The following is an 18,566-nucleotide window of genomic DNA, read 5'->3' as shown; positions in this document are numbered from 1 at the left end:
CTATGGCAAAGGGCTCAAGCGCCACTGTTTTCTACAAGGAGGTGGATGACGCGATCGCGAGAAATCCTCCGGACGTCAGCGATCTCGTCGTCCTCAAAAGACTGTGCGAAGCCGTCGAGGCTGGCGACAAGTCTGCTGTCGTGCAACTTACGCGGGACCTGGTCAAGCTCTCCGGAGTCGAGGATCCTCTGCACGCGATCTCTTACGAGCTTTTTTACGCGCTCATGGCCCGCGTCCTCCTGAAAGGATGGTTCGAGGAATTCGATCTCCTGATCAGTTGGCCCCAAACCCGGTTTGGCAGCAGGAACAAGCGGGTCGCGGGCAACTGGCACGGTATCGTCACGATCGTGAAGGATCAGCCGCAAACGGTGGACCTCCTTACGGGAACCAATCGTGAGAAGGAATGGCAGCGGGCGTTGAACGGGCTCGGCGGTGCGATGCGACATTTCGCAAAAGTCGACTTGCCCCCGGCCGTGAAGCCGGGTGTGCGATCAGAAGGCCCCTCTTTTGACCAGAGAGTACTCCCTGAACAACTGCTGGAGGCGATCGAGCAGTTCTATCGCCTCTTGCAGGTGATTTTCCAGCAACTCCTCGAACTTGCATTGGCCAAACTGGAAAGAGACAGCGATGACGCTGCCGGCCTTCGCAAGTTGCAAGATCTGCAGCTGTCACTGTGGATGCTTCTCAGCCCAACGGAGATTCCGAAAGACGCGAAAGCCGGGAAAGTCCTTGATGAGCTGAAGCTGCAGAATGACCGCCGCACGATGATTCTGAACAAGGTGATCCGTGTCACCGAGTTCCGGTATGGACGGGGTCGAGCAAAACTCCACCGGTTTCTGGACGCGTTTCCACCCCACAACGCCCGGAACGTCATCTTCAATTCACTCGACCGCGACGATACGGACGAGCCGAACGTCAGGGGCGAAAGGATCGGCAGCATCCAGGTATCGAGAGACCGTCAACTTGCTTATTTCCTTGTCACGTATGGACATACATGGGAGCTGAATTCGCGTCCGACGCCAGTGCATTTGTTTCGACGCGCCCTGATCAAGGGTCGTCTTGGCGGGCGGCTCAGGCTCGTCGAGAACGACGAATTGATCGCATTCCTGTACAGCTCCTTCGCAGAAACACTCGCCGAGCTCACTCGCCAGGCCACGACGGCCGTGGACAAAAGCAAGGCAGGCGCTCATGCCTGGCGCGAGACCGTCGACATCGCCAGCGTGTATTTCGGGCAAGTGACGACCCACTCCAGGCTCAATCTGACGGAAGGCCCGCCCAACTATCTGACACATACGTTCCCGCGTAACCTCATCGGCAAATTGCTTCACGACTGTGGTGTTCACTCTGTGAGATCGGCTTATGTGTTGTTGTCACTTTTGAATCGGATCAACGCAGCACACTCCGAGCTTGCGGGTCCGGTTCGTGCGCGTTGGGTACGTCTGCCTCTTCACGTCGGCATGCTCATTCAAACGAGCAACTTCGGGGTGGTTGTGCAACACAATGAGTACAGCTCAGTGACCGACAACGATGAATTGAAGCGCACCATGACCGCGTGGGAGCAGACAACTCACGAGCCCGACCCCCTCGATCCCGGCGATGCCGAGCTCAAGTTCCACGAGGATCTTACGGCCAACGGCTTCAGCAGCGACCTGGACATGCCGATCAGCTCCGTTCCGATTCTTGCGATTGGCGAGCCTGTCACGACGCACACCATCTGGAATTCATACCAAAAGAAGGTTGTGCCGTCACAACTGTTCACGCGCCTGGTGGGGGCGAGCAACGCGCCACAGTATCAGTTCGACGTTCGCTACCTGCGACTCTCTGAGCTGGAGCGCGAGTGGTACAACAGGCATGTCCTCCGCTTCTGGAACACGGATTGTTTCGACATCTGGGCGAACTCGGCGAGCGTTCTGACCAGCACCAGTATCAGTGACAAAGAATACGAGAAGCACAAGCAGGCATATATGAAGGCGCTGAACGGCACGTTGGATAAAGTGCAAGACAGCTACGAGGACCAGATTCAACCCGAGAAGAAAAAGCTGAGCAAAGCCCTTCGTGATGACAAGACGCTTTTGCTACCTCGAGTGCGCATCGTCGAGGCGGCGCGCCTGGAAACCGTTCTGCCGGCGGTCGAGAAAGTCGTGGATCACCTGAGCGAGATATCGCAGCCGAATTTTAGGCTCCAGCCGGATTTTGTTCCCCCTTTCGCGCGAAAGGAGGAAGTGCTGTTAGAGGTTCCATAGGGCCGTTCGTGGCGTCAGTTATTCTTGATCTGAACCGCGTCAAACTCGCATAATTGAAATTGAATGGCACCTCTATGGCCTCCCCGAGCAAATCTCCGCCCAAAAGCGACATCCGCTATTGGCGGATATCGTTGAAAAACTCGGCCGATTAACTGTTGATCGGGCTTTTTCAGGACCTTTGCCGTGAGGATGATCGGTTATCTGTCCCGCACTTATGCGCCTGGCCGCTTTTATGCGGTGATGACGGCGTGTAGTGGCCTTGGTGGTCTGAGTTTCGCCAGTTGCCTTAGGTTCTGGGCGGTTGCGGCAAGCAGGAATTCGTCTCGCGCACCACATGGACCTCGCAGCCTCAAACGCGCCATCCGGAGAATACGTTTGAGGTGAGCGAAGAGCATCTCGACCTTCTTGCGGCGATGCCGGGAACGCTCGTAATCGGGTGTGGCGGCGATCGCTCTGGCGACATCGCGGGCATCTTCGTTGAGATCACGCGGCACCTTGCGAGCAGGCGCATTCGGGCAGCAGCGCTGTTTGAGGTCGCAGGCGTCGCAATCCCTCTTTTGTGCGCGGTAGAGCCGCGTTCCTTCACTCGTGATCCCCGATCTGGGCGTTGCATAGGTTCGGTGGAACTGCTTCAGCTCCTTGCCTGCCACGCAGATGTACCGATCATTCTCGCCATCCCAAGTGAAGTCCGAACGCGAGAAGGTCCCGTCCGTTCGGTTGGATTTGTCGAACACCGGAATGTGCGGTGCGATGTCCTTTTCCTTGACCAGCCAAGCCAGATTATCGGCAGAACCATAAGCGCTATCGGCGACCAGATAGCCTGGCTTCAAGCCGAAGCGGTTCTCGGTTCGATCGATCATCGTGCGTGATGCTCCGACCTCGGCCTGCCGGATGGCACGCGTTGCCTCCACATCAAGAATGACGCCGTGATCGGTATCGATCAGATAGTTGGTGGCGTAGGCAAAGAAAGCATGACCTTTATGGGCACCGGTCCACTGTGCTGCCGGATCAGACGGGGAAATGAACTTCGGCGTCACGGGCGAGGCCGCACCAAAAGCGGCGTCATCAAGGACCGCCAGATATTCCTGCACGGAACGCCCAGCATTATCCTTCGCCTCTTGGACACTCCATTCTGCGCCAGGTACCGACCGTTGTTTGTTGGCATCGGCAGCAATCAAGCTGGCATCGACGGCAAAGCCTTCAGTCCCAACCAGCCCCTGCGCCAGGCAGCGCTCCACCACCGTCTCGAACAGATGCCGAAGGATATTGCTCTGCCGGAAACGCCCGTGGCGGTTCTTCGAGAAGCTGGAATGGTCCGGTACCTTGCCGTCCAGTCCCAGCCGGCAGAACAAACGGTAGGCGAGATTGAGATGAACCTCCTCGCACAGCCGACGCTCCGACCGGATACCCATGCTGTAGCCGATGATCAGCATCCGCATCATCAATTCTGGATCAATCGAGGGCCGACCCGTGTTGCTGTAGTAGGGATTCAACTGCGTGCGGACGCTATCGAGGTCCAGGTGGTTGTCGATCCGGCGCAGAAGATGATCGGCCGGCACGTGCTCATCGAGGCTGAAATCGTAGAAGAGCTGCGCCGGAGCCGCCTGAAATCCCATCATCGCCTGATCCCCTGCCAAATCACTCACAGGATTGAATCATGCGCCCCAAGCGCCTGCAACAACGAGTTTTTCAACAGTATCGGCGCAATCAAGCCGTCCAGCCCTGTCGCTAGCGACGTCTGCTTTCGGCCCGCGTCCGAGTTGGTCTGGACGGCCGCAATGGCGGCGCAAAAGCGACATAGGAGAGGAGAAGCGGGTTGGTCTAAGTTTATGATCTGGTAAATTAATCAACGGGCGAGGGATCCCTATCGGAATTTTGTGGGCGCGGCGTGCCAAGTCGCGATCATTAATATCCATTGAGACCCTGTTTATCCCATCGCATTCTGGTCTGAAACGCTATCGCCATCGGCGATGTACTGACCGATCGCCGCACGCACGGCATCGGCAAAATTGTTAAGCCGTGGAGTATTATTGGCAAGCTGATGCCTCAATGTCCTCGGTACTTCAAGCTGGACTCCCGCCTTACTTGATCCGCGATTGCATATATTGTTTCGGTCAATGCCAGCCAGAGTTTCGCCGGAGTTTCTCACGACTGCGTTAAATCCATTTTGCATCAATGCCTTGGCAATTCGATCGCGAAGGCCAAAATCCAGCCCGCCGACCCAGACCGTCTGTTGATCCCCGTTATCTTTCCGCCCATGCACACCAATGGCGATCTCAGTATCCTCCACCAAGTGACAGGCTTTGGGCTCGTCAAATATTTCTGACTTTATGTGAAGATCACTATGCGGCCGCCCGGGTCTAAGTCCTTCGAAGCAATACAGTGAAAACTCGGCGGCTGCGATGGCCGCCGCAATCTGTGAGGTAGCAGACTCAATCCAGCCGCCATGGGGTGCGACAATAGCGATACGGGATGTTCGGTCGGTTACACATATTCGATAGTCGACACCTTCGATCTCAGTGGCAGCTAGATCATTAAAGCATGCGTATTCGTCCTTCTTCTTTCCCATCATCCCTAAGATCTCCGCATTTCTCGGGTCATGTCCCGGACTAAAGCGACCGTTGAAGCTGCTCTAAAAGCATCATCGTTCTTTCATCCAAGCGCTGCCTTGAATAGTATGGCTATTCGCCCACGGTTCCGCAAAGCCAAACAAAGATGTCAACGAGCATGAATCAGCAGCATTGTTTGGAAATTCAATCATCATTTGGTCGACCGACGAAAATTACGACCCATAGCATGTGTACCCCATGTCCCGAATCCTGATCATTACCGGTCTTGTTATCGTTGCGGTCGGCATTTTCTGGCCGTGGCTCACGCGCGTTGGCTTTGGAAGACTGCCGGGCGACATTCTGATCGAGCGCGGGAATTTCACCATTTACATCCCAATCGCCACTGGCCTGCTTTTCGGCATTGCGCTCTCAGTGGTTCTCTGGCTGATCAATCGTTAGAACCGCTAGGCTTATAAACGGCTCATGCATCCAAGTGTAACTCGGCTGATAATCGAGAGCCATCCCGTCACACTTGCCCCATGCCTTCCGTGCCCTTACTCGACAGGATCAAAGGATATCGCTTTGATCCTTTCGACCAAAGCACGGAAGGCATTTCGCATGTGTGAATTTGGTATTTTGCGCAGATGCCTTTTTCACAAGTAGATGATACGGAACCCCGGCGTCTATCTCTGCGAACTAAGTTTGGTTTTGGGAGGCCCGCGCGCCTGTTGGCCTAGTAAATAACCCGTGTCCCATCAAGCATCGGCGGAGGAACGTCCTTTAAGCGCTTACCCATCCACTCTTTAGGAAGCTCATAGACCAATAGATTGGTGGATTCGTAGGCTGTTTCTTGTGAACCGCTGGCCACAATGCAGGCTTGATCTTCTTCGCTTGGGCGTCCGCGTATAAAGAAGTCGTAGATCAGGACCCAGCTGTTGTCGGGATAGAGCAAGAAGTGGCGAATCGATTCACCCTGTCTGCCACGATTGCCATTGTTCACGATGGCTTGATTTCCACCCATCACGCTCACAATATACTTCCAGATCACATCCGACTGACCGCAAGCCATTTTCAGTTTAGCCGTGAGTGCAGGAGCCGAATGCGGTTCTGCGTTGGCAGAAACAAGCGTTAAAACAACAACAATGGCCAGCTGAGCTGAAGCCACAAGCATGGCTCCACGCAGACCTCGACGAGTTAGCATGGTCCCCCCAACGCGCCCGTAATCGGAGCGTCTCCTGAGACCATCTTATCCCGTTGGTGAATCGTTTCCTATTTAGCTATTGGGAGTAGGAAGAACGAGCGCGCAGGAATCGGCGCAAAAACAGATCAAATCTTATATACAGCGGCGTTGTCCTGAACCTCGCGCAGACCCTTATAAGAAGGGTGGCGGAGCTTTCCGTCCTGCGTCCAAGCCCGAAATTCAATTTCCGCGATCAAGGTCGGCAGAACGAAGTTGGCCCCCTTTCGCTTGATCGGTACCGCCGGGTTCGACGTCTTGAGCTTTTCGAGCTGCTTGCGAAGCGCCGTCGCCGTGCGCTCATTGAAGCCGGTTCCCACGCCCCCGACGTAGACCAGATCGTGTCCTTTGTAGGCCGCCAGAAGCAGGCGGCCGATGCCGCCAAACGCTACTCGTGAAGGTTCCCAGCCGACGATGAAAAAGCTTTCACTTTGGACGCACTTGATCTTGAGCCAGTCACCGGTTCGACCGGAGTGATAGGGTCGCCGTTTATGCTTTGCGATGATGCCTTCGAGCCCATGTGCACATGCGGCTCTCAGCAATTCTGCTCCATCAGCCTCGATTTCTTCGGATAGGCGGATGACGCCGCTTTGATCCTTCAACAGCTCCTGCAGCACGTGCCTGCGCTCGGCAAATTCAAGGCGGGAAATGTCGTGGCCATCGAAATAGAGCAGGTCGAAAGCGTAGAAGTTGGCCTCCGACGCTTTGCGCTTGCCTCCTCGCCCGCCGAGGGCCTGCTGAAGCAGCCCGAAATCCGAACGCCCTTCTTCGTCCAGCACCACGGCCTCGCCATCGAGGATCAGTGTCGTCCCGAGGTCTTTCGCAGCCTGTGCAATTAATGGAAACCGGTGCGTCCAGTCATGGCCGCCCCGTGTGATCACGCGCACGCCATCTCCGCCAGCATGGACGGCGAGCCGGTAACCGTCCCATTTCACCTCAAAGACCCAATCTGGACCAGACGGCGGTTTTGGTTTCAGCAGAGCAAGACATGGCTCTATGCGATCCGGCATAGGATCGAATGCGAGCTGTGGCTGGCGTGGATCCCGCTGTTTGCGCGGTTGGCTTTTCAGTGGAGCATCGAGATCGGAGAGCAGTCCGATTGTCCGTAGCTTCTGTGAGGGACGCTTTGCCATCATAAGAGCTTAATATATGCCGTAGGCAACGCCAACGGCGTAAGCGACGCAGAACGGGCCATGACCAATAGGGGCCGATTGACGGGCGAGCGTTCGGATCAAGCGTCGCCGGAGGAAATTCGAAAGCCGTGCGCGCTTCATGCTTCGCCGGCCACGTTGGATCGCCGATTGAAATCTGCCACCAATTGCTACGCTCAGCCAACAAATTTGACATGCCAACTGCGTTTTCAAATCAACGTTTGTCCCTAACTTCCGTTATTGTACAAAACGCAGTTCGTGGTGAAGAAATCGGGCGAGCCGCATAGCGGCCGCGCTCTATGCCTCCGGCACCAAGCTAGCCTGCTGTCTTGGCTCATTCGAGTGACGATCGCTCTCGCTTGAAGGAGGGGGCGCTGTTCTTGTAGCCGCCCCAATAAGCCGAACCATCAGACGTTTAGAAATTGGATGGTGCAAGACGCGCGGAGGGTTGGCACATTCAGCGCTCCTATCGCTGTTTCACCCCATTGCGCAGCAGGGTCAACGCTATTGCGAGAAAAAAGCAGATCACGCCGGTGAGAAAGGGATTGGTATAATCCGGCCAGCCGAAGGCGTCGGAAATGCGGCCCCCTATAATAGCCGAAACACCGCCTATGAGGCCGTACAGCCAAATTGGTAGCTGCGGCTTGAACAGAAGGTCCTTCATTGTGCGCTCCCTGTGAACCGACCTGGCCTGATCGATCTACATTATGAAATCTCGAAAGTCGATTGCCTTCCGTGTTTCTTAAATACCCACTCCCATAGAAGCGGCGCGGCTGCGCCGCCCTTTGCTTGCGAAGGGGGAGGGGAGACAACGGCCGCCGTTTTCTCCCCAACAAGCAGATAATCGGCATCCCCCATCTTCCGCGCTTCGCTCCGCTCCGCTTGTGCAGACCGGGGACACCCCTGCCGATTTTCTGCTTGCCCCCCACTTTTCCGATCGGATCGCCGATTGCTCGGGAGCAGGAGCAGGGCTCCTGCCCGCCGGGCAAGAGCAGATGAAAAGGAACAAGCCGATGACCAAGCCAGACACCACACCGCGCGCCGATATTTATGTGCGTATCACCGCCAGGATTATTGAACAGCTGGAGGCGGGAACAAGACCATGGATGCAGCCATGGGGTGCCTGCGGCTCGCCGGTTCGTCCCTTGCGCCACAATGGCGTCGCCTACCGCGGCATCAACACCGTTCTCCTATGGATGGAAGCGGCAGAGAAGGGGTATCAGTCACCGTTCTGGATGACCTACAAACAGGCGCATGAACTCGGCGGACAGGTCCGCAAGGGTGAAAGATCCACGCTTGTCATCTACGCCAACGCTATCGAACGCAAAGAAGAAGACGAGCAGGGCGAAGAGGTCGAGCGCCGCATTCCCTATCTGAAGGGCTATAGTGTGTTCAACACCGATCAGATCGAAGGTTTGCCGGCTGATTATTCAGCCAAGGCGAAGGCGCCGGACGGATTACAAGCGAAAGCCCGCATACCGCGTGTCGATGCGTTTTATGGCAATCTTGGCGCCGACATCTGTGAAGGTGGCAATCAGGCCTATTACCGCATCGATGCTGATTTCATCGCCATGCCCGTCTTTGAGGCCTTTGTTTCCGCAGAAGCCCATGCCGCAACCCTTGGACATGAATGCATCCACTGGACGCGTCATGAAACGCGCCTCAACCGTGACCTCGGCCGCAAGGCATGGGGTGACGAAGGTTACGCGCGCGAGGAACTGGTTGCGGAACTCGGCAGCGTTTTCCTCGCCGCTGATCTCGGTCTTGCCATCGAACCCCGCGACGATCACGCCGCTTATATTTCAGGCTGGTTGAAGGTCCTGAAGAACGACAGGCGCGCAATCTTTCAGGCAGCATCGCATGCCGAGCGCGCCGTTGCTTTCTTGCACAGCTTGCAACCAGTCGCATCCACACAAACCGAGGTGGACGAAGAAAACCGCGCGGCCGCCTGATCGGTCGCCAATTGCTCGGGAGAGCCAGGCTCCTGCCCCTTGCGGGGACAGGAAGACCGCTTCGCGGACAAAAGGAGAAAACTGAATGTCTGACCTCATCACCAATGAACAACTTGCACAGATGGTAAAAAACTACCGGATAAATGCCGCCCGTTCCGAAGAGGGGAGTGCCCCAGTCGATTTCAAGCCGGTTGTCAAACTCTTCATGCCGACAGGCCGCGCCACTTGGTTGCTAACTGAATATGATCCCGACTTTGGGATTTTCTTCGGCCTGTGTGATCTTGGGTTCGGGTTTCCGGAATTAGGGAATGTCGCTCTTGAGGAATTGCAATCGGTCGTTGGTCCCTTTGGCCTCAAGGCCGACCGGGATACCAGCTTTCAGGCGGCAATGACGTTAGCCAAATATGCCGAGGAAGCCCGGCGAAACGGAGGGATTACGGCATGAGCCGTTTCTATATCAACCTACTCAATGCAGGTCGCATCGATGACGAGGCAGTCATCGGCTATGACAAGCCGCTGCGGACCTTCTTTCTTCAAGGTTTCTACGAGGAGGAGTCCGACTTTGACGAGCCGGAGATCTGGCTTGGAACCTGCCTTGAGGAATTCCCGACGCTCGAATCCATCGTCGAGGAAGCCCGCTCACGTGGCTACGAGATCAATGGCCTGCACCCCGCCGTGCGCCCCGCCGATGTCATTGCCATGCTGGCGGAGGTAGGTCACAAGCCTGAGCCGACCATATGGGAGCGCATCGGTCCGATATTCTGATCACGGCCCGTTGTCACAATTGACAACGGGCTAAAATGATGTCATAAAGGACAACATGAAAGCCGAAAAAGTCCTGTATCGAAAACGTAACCTGGGCAGCGGCGCGATTGTCGAAATGGTCGTTTGGAAATTACCGCAACCGGTTCCCGGTAGCAGCCATTTCTACAAATACCGCCTGTTTTTCGGCAGAAACGGCGAACGTATAGTTGGTTTCGACAATGAACGCGGCAAAGGCGATCATTGCCATCTGGACGGCATAGAACAGCCCTATACCTTCGTCAGCATCGAGCAGCTTAGAATTGACTTCCTTGCCGAAGTCACACGGAGGTTGAAGCCATGAACCGCGCAGTGATCCAGATACGACACGAAGCCGATGAGCTGGCCGCAATCACAGAAATGGCCGATGAATTTGTAGAGGGATGGAAAAGCGGTGAACCGCAGGACCCTGTTGCGGTTCTCACTTTCAGTTCCCCGGCGCAACTGTTCACCGTGATCAGCCCCAAACGGTGGGAGTTGATCGAGCATTTACAGAAAATCGGCCCCTCAAGCGTGCGCGGCCTCGCCCGTTCGCTCGATCGCGGCATCAAGCGCGTCCACGAGGACGTAACGACCCTGATCGAATGGGGTCTTATCGAGAAAACCGAAGACGGAAAAATATGGGTCCCTTACGATGAGATCGAGGCCGATTTTACCCTCACTGCCGCCGCATAGCAGGAGGAATTCCATGGCAGTCGCAGTCAAACGGAAGGCCCCGGCCATCACCCTGGAGGAAATGGAACTCCGCCGCAAGATGGTGCGCAGTGCCTTTCGGTCGAACGCCATCGAGGGCCTTCGACCGAACCCGGCCTGCCAGCCGGTCTTTGAGGCTTTCATTGCCGGTGAGATCGAACTTGCCGAAATGCTGCCGCGCGTTAAGGCCATTCTCGGCACCAAGTAGACATTTAGTTCATCCCTTGCTGACGGGCATTACCCTCAAAAACAAGATGGGGCCGAGACACACGAGGCGCTAGAGGCAGCAGAGCATCCGGTGATCGCGATCCGGTTGCTCGACCTGCAAAGCGGTCCCTTTCCCCACGCTAGTCGCTTGAGTGGCGAGTGCCTTACGGCACACCAGTTTTTTCTCCGGCTCGGTGATGTCAACGGCGCCCCATGACAGCGCGTTCCAACCTCGCCGGCTGCGTTCGATCCTTGCCGGATCTCGCTTCGGCCCTTCCGGGCAGAAAAAACACCTTTCCGGAGAGTCAGCAGTCCATCCACTCCACTTCCTGACTGCAGTGCTACGCCGGTGCAAGAGCGCCGCCGCATGTCAAGAGCCCGGTTTCGGGGCAGATCCTGCTGCGTCGCGGTTCCCTGCCGCGGAATGACCGCCGCCATCAGGGTCGTGTCGTCCAGTCTCTTTCGTGTTGCACTAGAACCTGGCGAACGCTGGCCATAGCCAATGTTGGCATTGGGCGTGTGCAAGTGGGCATGCCCTTCGTGGGGTCTGCTTTCCGTGATGGCGCTGTATATCCGGCCCTGCAGCCTTGGGATGCCTTGAGCGCGATGGTGCTGTGAAGTCCGTAGCCCCGCGTAGTCACTGGTTGGTGCCGCCGATGAAAGCCGATATCGAAAACCACGTGGCATCATCCTGGCCGACCGGATTGTGATGCCTTCGTTGATCTGGATGAACTGAGGTTGGTCGAAATCACGGCGTTATTGCTCTTGTTCGGGCGTTGTCTTGACAATGGAGCACTAAGACCGTCTGCCCGGCAAGCAACGGCGGGTCCGAATGATTTTCCCCTGTCCTGCGGCCATTCCTCGCGGTCCAAAATCATCCGTCCTTCGCCGTCCTTCACATGCGTTGCGGTCCTGCGGATGCATGCCGGCCTCTGGCCGGTCCTTGACCGTGTCCATCGACAACGCGAACAAGGAGCAAACGCGATGACCGACACCCTCGTAAACTTCATCCAGATCAACGAAGACAACACGATCTCCGGCAATATTGCCACCGTGGCCTTCGACATTGACATCACCGGCGAGAAGCTGAACAGCGACAACCCGAAGGCTCCGGTCTTCAAGCTCTTCGCCAGGACACCCCGCGGCCGCAAGATCGAGATCGGCGGTGTCTGGGAAAAGACCAGCGCGAAGGGCACGACCTACTACACCCTGTCCGTCAACACCGGCTACGACAAGCTGAACGCCAATCTCGGGCGTTACCCCGGCCAGGACGACACGAAGCTGATGGCGGTCATCCCCTGGGACTGATAGCCGACGCAGGAGGAGCCCTTGACTGAACTGACCCCAAGAATTTGGACATCCATTTTCGGGGGTCAGTTCATAGCTGGACGGGGCCTTTTCCGCATTATGGGACGGGCAAGATAAAAATGGCCAACAGGCAGCAACTGTGCCCGAACTTGTCTCAAGATTCAGCTGATAAACTTTATGAGCGATCAACCAGAACCATCCAAATCGGCAGGATCGGTGATTGGCCCGCCTGCGACGTCTACACCCATCAACCAGTCCCACACGGCCGCGTCATTCACCAGGTCTTCACCCCAAGCCTCGACCTCTGTTGGTGCCGGTACAAACAATACCGGACCAAAGCCCGAGCATTGGCTCTTCGTCATGATGTGCTGCACGTTCAATGCATGCACGATGCCGATACCGCTGTGCGGAGAACTTAAAAACGGCGTCATATCAGTCGGCGTCCTGATCACGACAGGGTCGCCCAGAAACGGATTATCCGCCAGCAGCTGGAGCGCAAGCACGTACTTACCGCTGCCTGTTCCGCCATAGATGACGATTTTCGTCATCACCGACATGTCAATGCTTCTCCCCCTTCGCGGGAGGTGCTTCCGGCGGCAGGAAAAGGGGAGGGTCCGACAGGTGGTACATGGCCATGCTGACCATCGCCAACAAATTGGCCATGGTCGTCGCAGCAGTCAGAAGCGCATATTCGTCGCCATGGCGGGCCGCAAGTTCACGCAGCCCGTCAAGATACAACTGCCGCGCACTCGGTTTGTTTTCGGGGGCCATCTTATCCGAGCTCCGCAAGATAGGTCGCGACTGTCGCTTCCTCTTCTTCGTGTTTCTCGTGGCCTTTGCGCCGTATCGCGATGACCTTGCGCAACGCCTTGACGTCATACCCGTCGCTCTTCGCGTCCTTGTACACCTCGGACTTTTCGGCGTTGTGTTCCTTGATCGTCTCGTCGAGCCGCTCGATCTTGTCGACGAGCCTCTGTAGTTTGCTGTTGCTGGACATTGCTGGTATCTCCAAACATACGATGATGTGTCGCCAACCCTTGCGCGTGCGCGCACGCGCACGCGAGGGACTACAGTTTCAGGTAGGCGCGAAGGGCCGCTTCAACGATCGCGGATGCTGTGGTGCGATCTTGCACGGCGCGGATTTTCGTTTCAGCTATGACCGATGGCTGTAGCTGAATCTGCAAGCGCTCCAGCAAATGGGATCGGTGAGTTCGCGCCCTGTTTCTCACGCTCTTCTCTGCGTGGTTTTCGGTTATTATGTCTTCCACAGGTGGTGGCTCCTGCGGCGGGGGCCGTGTGTTCGCCACCTTCGCCGGCTCCATTTTTTTCTCGGCGCTCGGAATGGCTTCCCCTATGAGGGAACTCATCTGAGTTGAACTGAGGCGAACTTGAGGAATTTGAATTTTGGTCGATGGGTTGTCTTTCATGCTGACCGCGCCGGATCGCTATTTTCTTCCGCGATAGCTTTGACGATATCTTCGATCAGATCCCTGATGTTCTTGCGGGCCTTTTCAACCTGATCTTGCTTTGCCGGATCGTCAGAAATCTGGGCGAGTGTCCCGGCGTCTTTTGAAAACTGCTGGTAGAGTTTTCGCGACCGGACGAAGTTTCCCAGACAGGGGATCCTGCTACCGCGGATCAGAGTGATGGCGTCCTGGAAAGCCACAGTTTTCAAGTCAATACCTTCGACGCCGTTCAACACCAGACGTAACGGCGCACGTCGCAGGTTTTTCGACCACTCGAACAATTGCACGGCTTCAACCATCTCCATGACAGTCGCCTTGCTCGGTACGAGCGTGAGCGAGCTTGCCACTATCGCGGCTGTCAGAAGATCATTCATTGAACCCTGGACATCGACGAGTACAATCTCGGCGTTGCCAGGGTTCCCCAACCTCGCTGTCAATTGCTCTATTGTAGCCGCTGGCTCGACCTTCAGGTTCGACGGAAGGGTTCCGGCTTTCTGACACCGCTCAGCCCATTTGAAACATGACTTCTGCGCGTCGGCGTCGAGAATGAGAACATTGCTTCCATGCATCGCCAATTCAGAGCCGATGAGAAGGCAAAGTGTCGATTTGCCGACACCGCCTTTGGAGTTCGCGAAGGTGATTACAGTCATGACAAGCTCCATATAATGATTATGAAAACTTATATAAGTTATATAACCTGTCAAACTAATTCACTCATATAAGTGACGAACGCAGAGCCACAGAGCAGTTCCCACCGTGCTGTCACTTGCGCAACTGATAGCCTCATACCACTCATATCAGCATCAAAAGTGACAGAACTGCCATAACTGGGCGCGCTGACACCACCACAATCAGCGGTAGCAGTTGTGGCACTGAAAGTGGTTCTATCAAGGAGCATCAGCAAACAAATCGGGAAATAATAGCATATATAGATGGCAGGATAGGAAATATCGTGATACGAAATTTCCGTGTGCCCTTGCCGGGCGGGCCTTGAGACACGTTCCGGCAGTCACCCTTCGGGCGCCCGGAACGTGATAGAAGAAAAGGAGCCGTCGTTGTCGAAAGCCCGGATCAAGGATCAGGTTCTTCACACACGCCTTAGCCGTGAAGAGAGCGCGTTGTTTCGCGCGTTCTGTGCGGAAAACGGCCTCACCACCAGTGAGGCTTTGCGCCGTTTTGTCCGGCAGGCTGCGGGTTTCGGCCCGACCTATGACGGCGAAATCCGCGATGCGATCCTTGAATATGCGCGGCAGCTGCGCGCGATCGGCGTCAATATCAACCAGATCGCCCGCATTTTGAACTCCGGCCGCACTCCTGATTTCCCCACTCTGCAGGCGGGCATTGGTCGCTTGAGAAAGGAACTTCTCGCACAATCGGAAGACTATGTGTCGCTGTGTGCGAAGGCACGCAAGCAGGCGAAAGAGCGGATCGGTGGTCGCCATGGATGATCTGTTTGCCGATCTGTTTGAAGGGCTGGAGGGTCTGTCATTGCGCCGCCGTTCGTTGCGCCAGGCAGCAGTCGACGCGAGCCTGATCCAGCAGGGCGTGTTTGACGCTCCGACCAAGACCCGGCCAAAGCTTCGGACCAATACCGGTTCACCAAGCGGCAAACCGCGCACAGGCGGCAAGCCAAAGACCGGTGCCCGCCTGATCGACACGTCGCTTCTCGACGAATGGAAGAAGCGCAAACTATCTCAGGCCGGCGGCGGTGGTGGCGCTGCACCCGCATCCAGGAGCAAGCCAAGCGGTGCAAAGCCCCTTGGTTCGCCGTCTCCTGCGGCCGCTGCCGCTGCCATGGCGGCACGCGTGAAAGTCGCCTCCGGATCACAGGCGGCCGTCGTCAAGATCGCGAGTTACGCCGCTGGCGGAGCCCGCGTGAATGCACTCGTCCAGTATCAAGGTCGCAAAGGTGAACTGGCGCTCGAACGTGAGGACGGCAGCACGATTAAGGGATCCATATCGCTTGCAGCGCTTGCGCGGGAATGGACGGGCGAAGAGCCGGAGCGCAAGCCAACCAAGGATGTCTTGCGCCTCGCGCTCGACGTCGAGGGCGGCCAGTATCGGGGCAGGGGTGGGCAGGTCCAGATTGAAACCGCGCTACGCCAGGCGCTTCCCGGTCATCGCTTTGCCTGGGCATCCGAAGACAGGCCGGATGGGACAACCCGGGTTGAGATCGTCATGAGCGCGGCAGCCCGCCGTCAGGGCGATGACGGCAAGGCGATCCGGGTATTCGATAACCGCAAATCCCTGGCGCAGCTCGAGAACCGGTTTGACCGGGCATTCGGCACCGAGACGGACATGGATGTGCGCGGCTTCGCCCATGGTGTCGAGGGGACGGCCAGGTATCTGACTCAGCTTACTCATGGCGGCACGAGGATGGTCCAATCCATTTGTTTGACCAGGGATGGTCGTTTATCCGAAGCAACAACTCTGATCGGTCATGACGCTAATCTCAAGGAAGCACGCGACTGGAAGCGGGATCTGCGCTCAAAGGAACAGCGCGACGTCGCCCATATCATCCTGAGCGCCAAGCCGGGCACCGACAAGCAAGCGTTTGTCGAAGCGGCACGGGCGATGCTGCCAACGGAATTTGCCGGCCATGAATATGCCTTTGCCTTGCACGAGGACCGGGAACACATCCATGTTCACGCCGTCGTCCGGATGAAGGCGCAAACCGGCGAGCGGATTGATCCGAAAATTCAGGATCTGCAGCGCTGGCGCGAAACGCTTGCGCACGAAGCGCGAGAACGGCACATCCCGATGGAAGCGCTCAGCCGTTTCGAACGCTCCAATCCGCCCGGTTACAAGCTCAAGGACATTCGCCGTGTGGAACGCGGCGTTGCGTCCGAGAGCGTGCGCCGGCGCGTTGATGCCGTCCGTTCCGGAACCCCGCATATCCCTGTCCGCGAGGAAGGCAGAAAGCGGGCGAGGGCCGTTCTGCAGGGATGGCGGGACGTCGAGTCCATTGCAGCATCGCGGTCGTTTGAGCCTACTCTCGCAGCTGGTGCAACGCGGCTTTATCGGGCTGATCGCCCGGGTGCTGCGAGCACTGCGGGCGCAGCGCTGACCAGTGCGCCGCAGTTTACTCGCGATCGCGAGGCCGCGACCCGTATGGCGGAGCGGTCCAGCGGCAGCGTCGCCTATATCGATGTCTCACCGGCCGAGCTCGCAGCATTGAAACCGGCGCGGACCGATGTGTTCCACCAGTTTGTCGTCAGTCCGGAGCTTGCTTCAACCCGCAGGCCCCTCGATCAGCCGTCCACGGCAACCATCCTGAAGTTCAGGAACCGCGCTGAACAGGCCGTCGCGGGAGCGGCGCAGCGCGAAGCATCCCGTCAACCCGAAACGACAGGAGTGACAACCGACATGCCAAATCTTGATACGATGCAATCCGCGTTCGATGACATCAACGAACAAATGAAGGTGGTCGAGGAGACCCTGCCGGTCGAGCTGCTGCCACAAGTCGAAACGGTGCGAAAGAAGATGGGTGAGACGCAGCGCAATATGCTGAACGCTCAACAGAACATCGAGCGCAAGCGTGGCGCTGTGGAAGGCGGCCGCTATGTTGAACCCGTGCCCAAGGATGATCTTGCCGGTTTCGCTTCCGAGAGGCGCGGCGATACCATCCGCTATTCGCACCTTTCCAGTGACGGCGAGATTGGCAGGATCGCCTTCGTCGATAACGGCAAGAAGGTTGAGATCCACGACTGGAAAGATCGGCAGGCCGTGCTTGCAGCCATGCGGTTGTCGACGGAAAAATGGGGCGATCTGACGGTCACCGGCACCAGCAGTTACAAAGCCCTTGTCGTTGAACTTGCAGCCGAACATGGCTTTCAGATCGCCAATCCGGAACTGCAGGACCAGATCAGGCGGGAAACGGAGCGCCTGGACAGGCGACAAGCCGAACGCCCAGGCTTTACCGCCGGCAACGTTGAAAAGTCCGCAATACCCATGCAGACGCCGGCAAGCCCGGCTGCACAGGTTCCACCATTGGTTCCGGAGGCGCAGTCGCCGAGCGCACCAGAACGGGCCAAGCCCCAGTCGCCGTCGTTCACTGATACCGGCGCCATGGTCGGGATCAACGACAGTAAAGACCGTGAGACCGTGCGCGCTGCGATGCAGGAGGAAGGTTTAAACCGCTCCAGCGCAGAAACCACTATTGCCCTGGAAACCGTACGGACAAAATCCGAGAACGAGGCCAGCCGCGAGACAAGACAGGCAGCGGAATCGTCCAGGACAAATGAGAAACCAATCGACGGCGGTGGTAGCGATCACGCTTATCGCACGCAGGCCGAGGCGGGTGCGGCACGACGTGCTCAAAATGCGGTAGAGATGGATCCAAAACGGCCAATGCCGACTGATATCAACCAGTCACCCCAGGTTGAGCGTCTTGCGCAGGAGCAGGCCGAGCTCCTGAAGCAGAAGCAGGAGACCGAAAAAGCGCAGACGCAAAAAAACGTCAAGCGGCAAAAACAGTGAAGCCGTAAGTATCAGAACCGGCTACGGCCGGTTCTCGTCCGGCGTGGCGTCGCTGCCTTCCATGAAATGCCCAGATGCGGGTGCTTACCTCGAAGCGGCGAAATGTCAGACAACCGACTATCGATACGAGGCTCCGCAATCCGTGCAGCAATTTATGAGTCTTTGTGCGGTTGCTTCTCCATTGATGGCCGGATCGTCCTTGGGCAATAACGCCTCTTGCAAGTCTCCAACATATGCATAAACTATGCATATGTTGGACGCAAATAAACTTGGCGCTCTGGGAGCGATGATTGCATACCGGAGCGAAGCCGCACTGGCTGGCTTGTCAGCCAGTGCGGCGGCTCTGCTTTCCGTGCTGCATTTCAAGCCAGGATTGACTACGACGGAGGTCGCAGAGGTTGTCGGGGTGAGCCAGCCGGCTGCGGTGCGCCTGATCGATGGACTGGAGCGGCAGGGCCTCCTTGCCAGAGGAAATCCCGT

22 protein-coding genes are annotated in these 18,566 nt (G+C 56.9%); 12 read left to right on the top strand and 10 right to left on the bottom strand.

Annotated elements, in window-relative coordinates:
* Positions 1-2: 2 nt before the first annotated feature.
* Positions 3-2,243 carry a hypothetical protein gene (locus CU102_RS26525; protein ID WP_106714065.1) on the top strand — a complete coding sequence of 747 codons (2,241 nt, stop codon included), beginning with the start codon at positions 3-5 and terminating at the stop codon, positions 2,241-2,243.
* Between the two features lie 230 nt (positions 2,244-2,473).
* Here the strand turns inward: CU102_RS26525 and CU102_RS26520 are convergent, their stop codons facing one another.
* Both CU102_RS26520 and CU102_RS26515 read right to left on the bottom strand, forming a co-directional pair.
* Positions 2,474-3,862, bottom strand: a complete 1,389-nt coding sequence (locus tag CU102_RS26520) for a transposase (RefSeq protein WP_106714064.1) — start codon at positions 3,860-3,862, stop codon at positions 2,474-2,476.
* A gap of 308 nt (positions 3,863-4,170) precedes the next feature.
* Positions 4,171-4,815: a poly-gamma-glutamate hydrolase family protein gene (locus CU102_RS26515; RefSeq protein ID WP_245425585.1), complete on the bottom strand. Its 645-nt coding sequence runs from the start codon at positions 4,813-4,815 to the stop codon at positions 4,171-4,173.
* Between the two features lie 235 nt (positions 4,816-5,050).
* Here CU102_RS26515 and CU102_RS26510 point away from each other — a divergent pair, with 235 nt between their 5' ends.
* Positions 5,051-5,251, top strand: a complete 201-nt coding sequence (locus CU102_RS26510) for a DUF2905 domain-containing protein (protein ID WP_106714063.1) — start codon at positions 5,051-5,053, stop codon at positions 5,249-5,251.
* 274 nt (positions 5,252-5,525) lie between these two features.
* Here CU102_RS26510 and CU102_RS26505 read toward each other — a convergent pair whose 3' ends face one another.
* The 3 genes from CU102_RS26505 to CU102_RS26495 form a co-directional block, all read right to left on the bottom strand.
* Complete coding sequence (locus tag CU102_RS26505; RefSeq protein WP_133624726.1) at positions 5,526-5,957, bottom strand: hypothetical protein; 432 nt, start codon at positions 5,955-5,957, stop codon at positions 5,526-5,528.
* Between the two features lie 161 nt (positions 5,958-6,118).
* On the bottom strand, positions 6,119-7,162 hold the full coding sequence (gene ligD, locus CU102_RS26500; RefSeq protein WP_106714084.1) for a non-homologous end-joining DNA ligase: 1,044 nt from the start codon (positions 7,160-7,162) through the stop codon (positions 6,119-6,121).
* A gap of 484 nt (positions 7,163-7,646) precedes the next feature.
* The gene (locus CU102_RS26495; protein ID WP_106714061.1) at positions 7,647-7,844 is read right to left on the bottom strand and encodes a hypothetical protein; all 198 of its coding nucleotides are present in this window, start codon (positions 7,842-7,844) and stop codon (positions 7,647-7,649) included.
* Between the two features lie 349 nt (positions 7,845-8,193).
* Between CU102_RS26495 and CU102_RS26490 the strand changes: the two genes are divergently transcribed.
* The 7 genes from CU102_RS26490 (at position 8,194) to CU102_RS26460 (ending at position 12,141) form a co-directional block, all read left to right on the top strand.
* Positions 8,194-9,132, top strand: coding sequence for an ArdC family protein (locus tag CU102_RS26490; RefSeq protein ID WP_106714083.1), 939 nt, complete (start codon positions 8,194-8,196; stop codon positions 9,130-9,132).
* Positions 9,133-9,217: 85 nt separating this feature from the next.
* Positions 9,218-9,577 carry a DUF2958 domain-containing protein gene (locus tag CU102_RS26485; protein WP_106714060.1) on the top strand — a complete coding sequence of 120 codons (360 nt, stop codon included), beginning with the start codon at positions 9,218-9,220 and terminating at the stop codon, positions 9,575-9,577.
* Positions 9,574-9,897 (top strand): thioredoxin domain-containing protein, encoded by a 324-nt coding sequence (locus CU102_RS26480; protein WP_106714059.1) that lies wholly within the window; start codon positions 9,574-9,576, stop codon positions 9,895-9,897. Before CU102_RS26485 ends, CU102_RS26480 begins: the two co-directional genes overlap by 4 nt.
* Positions 9,898-9,952: 55 nt before the next feature.
* Positions 9,953-10,237 carry a toxin-antitoxin system TumE family protein gene (locus CU102_RS26475; protein ID WP_106714058.1) on the top strand — a complete coding sequence of 95 codons (285 nt, stop codon included), beginning with the start codon at positions 9,953-9,955 and terminating at the stop codon, positions 10,235-10,237.
* A complete protein-coding gene (locus tag CU102_RS26470; RefSeq protein WP_106714057.1) occupies positions 10,234-10,608 on the top strand; it encodes an HVO_A0114 family putative DNA-binding protein in 375 nt (124 codons plus the stop codon). Before CU102_RS26475 ends, CU102_RS26470 begins: the two co-directional genes overlap by 4 nt.
* A gap of 13 nt (positions 10,609-10,621) precedes the next feature.
* Complete coding sequence (locus tag CU102_RS26465; protein WP_106714056.1) at positions 10,622-10,834, top strand: antitoxin VbhA family protein; 213 nt, start codon at positions 10,622-10,624, stop codon at positions 10,832-10,834.
* 983 nt (positions 10,835-11,817) lie between these two features.
* Positions 11,818-12,141: a DUF736 family protein gene (locus CU102_RS26460; RefSeq protein ID WP_106714082.1), complete on the top strand. Its 324-nt coding sequence runs from the start codon at positions 11,818-11,820 to the stop codon at positions 12,139-12,141.
* Positions 12,142-12,326: 185 nt separating this feature from the next.
* Here the strand turns inward: CU102_RS26460 and CU102_RS26455 are convergent, their stop codons facing one another.
* From CU102_RS26455 to CU102_RS26435, 5 genes are all read right to left on the bottom strand, one after another.
* Complete coding sequence (locus tag CU102_RS26455; protein WP_106714055.1) at positions 12,327-12,698, bottom strand: P-loop NTPase family protein; 372 nt, start codon at positions 12,696-12,698, stop codon at positions 12,327-12,329.
* 1 nt (position 12,699) lies between these two features.
* Positions 12,700-12,912 (bottom strand): hypothetical protein, encoded by a 213-nt coding sequence (locus CU102_RS26450; protein WP_106714054.1) that lies wholly within the window; start codon positions 12,910-12,912, stop codon positions 12,700-12,702.
* A gap of 1 nt (position 12,913) precedes the next feature.
* Positions 12,914-13,138: a GapR family DNA-binding domain-containing protein gene (locus CU102_RS26445; protein WP_106714053.1), complete on the bottom strand. Its 225-nt coding sequence runs from the start codon at positions 13,136-13,138 to the stop codon at positions 12,914-12,916.
* Positions 13,139-13,208: 70 nt separating this feature from the next.
* Positions 13,209-13,568 (bottom strand): hypothetical protein, encoded by a 360-nt coding sequence (locus CU102_RS26440; RefSeq protein WP_133624728.1) that lies wholly within the window; start codon positions 13,566-13,568, stop codon positions 13,209-13,211.
* Positions 13,565-14,257 (bottom strand): ParA family protein, encoded by a 693-nt coding sequence (locus CU102_RS26435; RefSeq protein WP_106714081.1) that lies wholly within the window; start codon positions 14,255-14,257, stop codon positions 13,565-13,567. Before CU102_RS26435 ends, CU102_RS26440 begins: the two co-directional genes overlap by 4 nt.
* A 405-nt stretch (positions 14,258-14,662) precedes the next feature.
* On the opposite strand from CU102_RS26435, the gene mobC reads away from it, so the two are divergent.
* From mobC to CU102_RS26420, 3 genes are all read left to right on the top strand, one after another.
* Complete coding sequence (gene mobC / locus CU102_RS26430; RefSeq protein WP_166648582.1) at positions 14,663-15,055, top strand: plasmid mobilization relaxosome protein MobC; 393 nt, start codon at positions 14,663-14,665, stop codon at positions 15,053-15,055.
* Complete coding sequence (locus CU102_RS26425) at positions 15,048-18,086, top strand: LPD7 domain-containing protein (RefSeq protein ID WP_166648583.1); 3,039 nt, start codon at positions 15,048-15,050, stop codon at positions 18,084-18,086. Before mobC ends, CU102_RS26425 begins: the two co-directional genes overlap by 8 nt.
* Positions 18,087-18,372: 286 nt before the next feature.
* The coding region (locus CU102_RS26420) for a MarR family transcriptional regulator (protein ID WP_245425583.1) at positions 18,373-18,566 on the top strand (194 nt) is incomplete at its 3' end.

Source organism: Phyllobacterium brassicacearum, assembly GCF_003010955.1.
Lineage (GTDB): Bacteria > Pseudomonadota > Alphaproteobacteria > Rhizobiales > Rhizobiaceae > Phyllobacterium > Phyllobacterium brassicacearum.
This window is presented reverse-complemented; position numbering and strand designations above follow the sequence as displayed.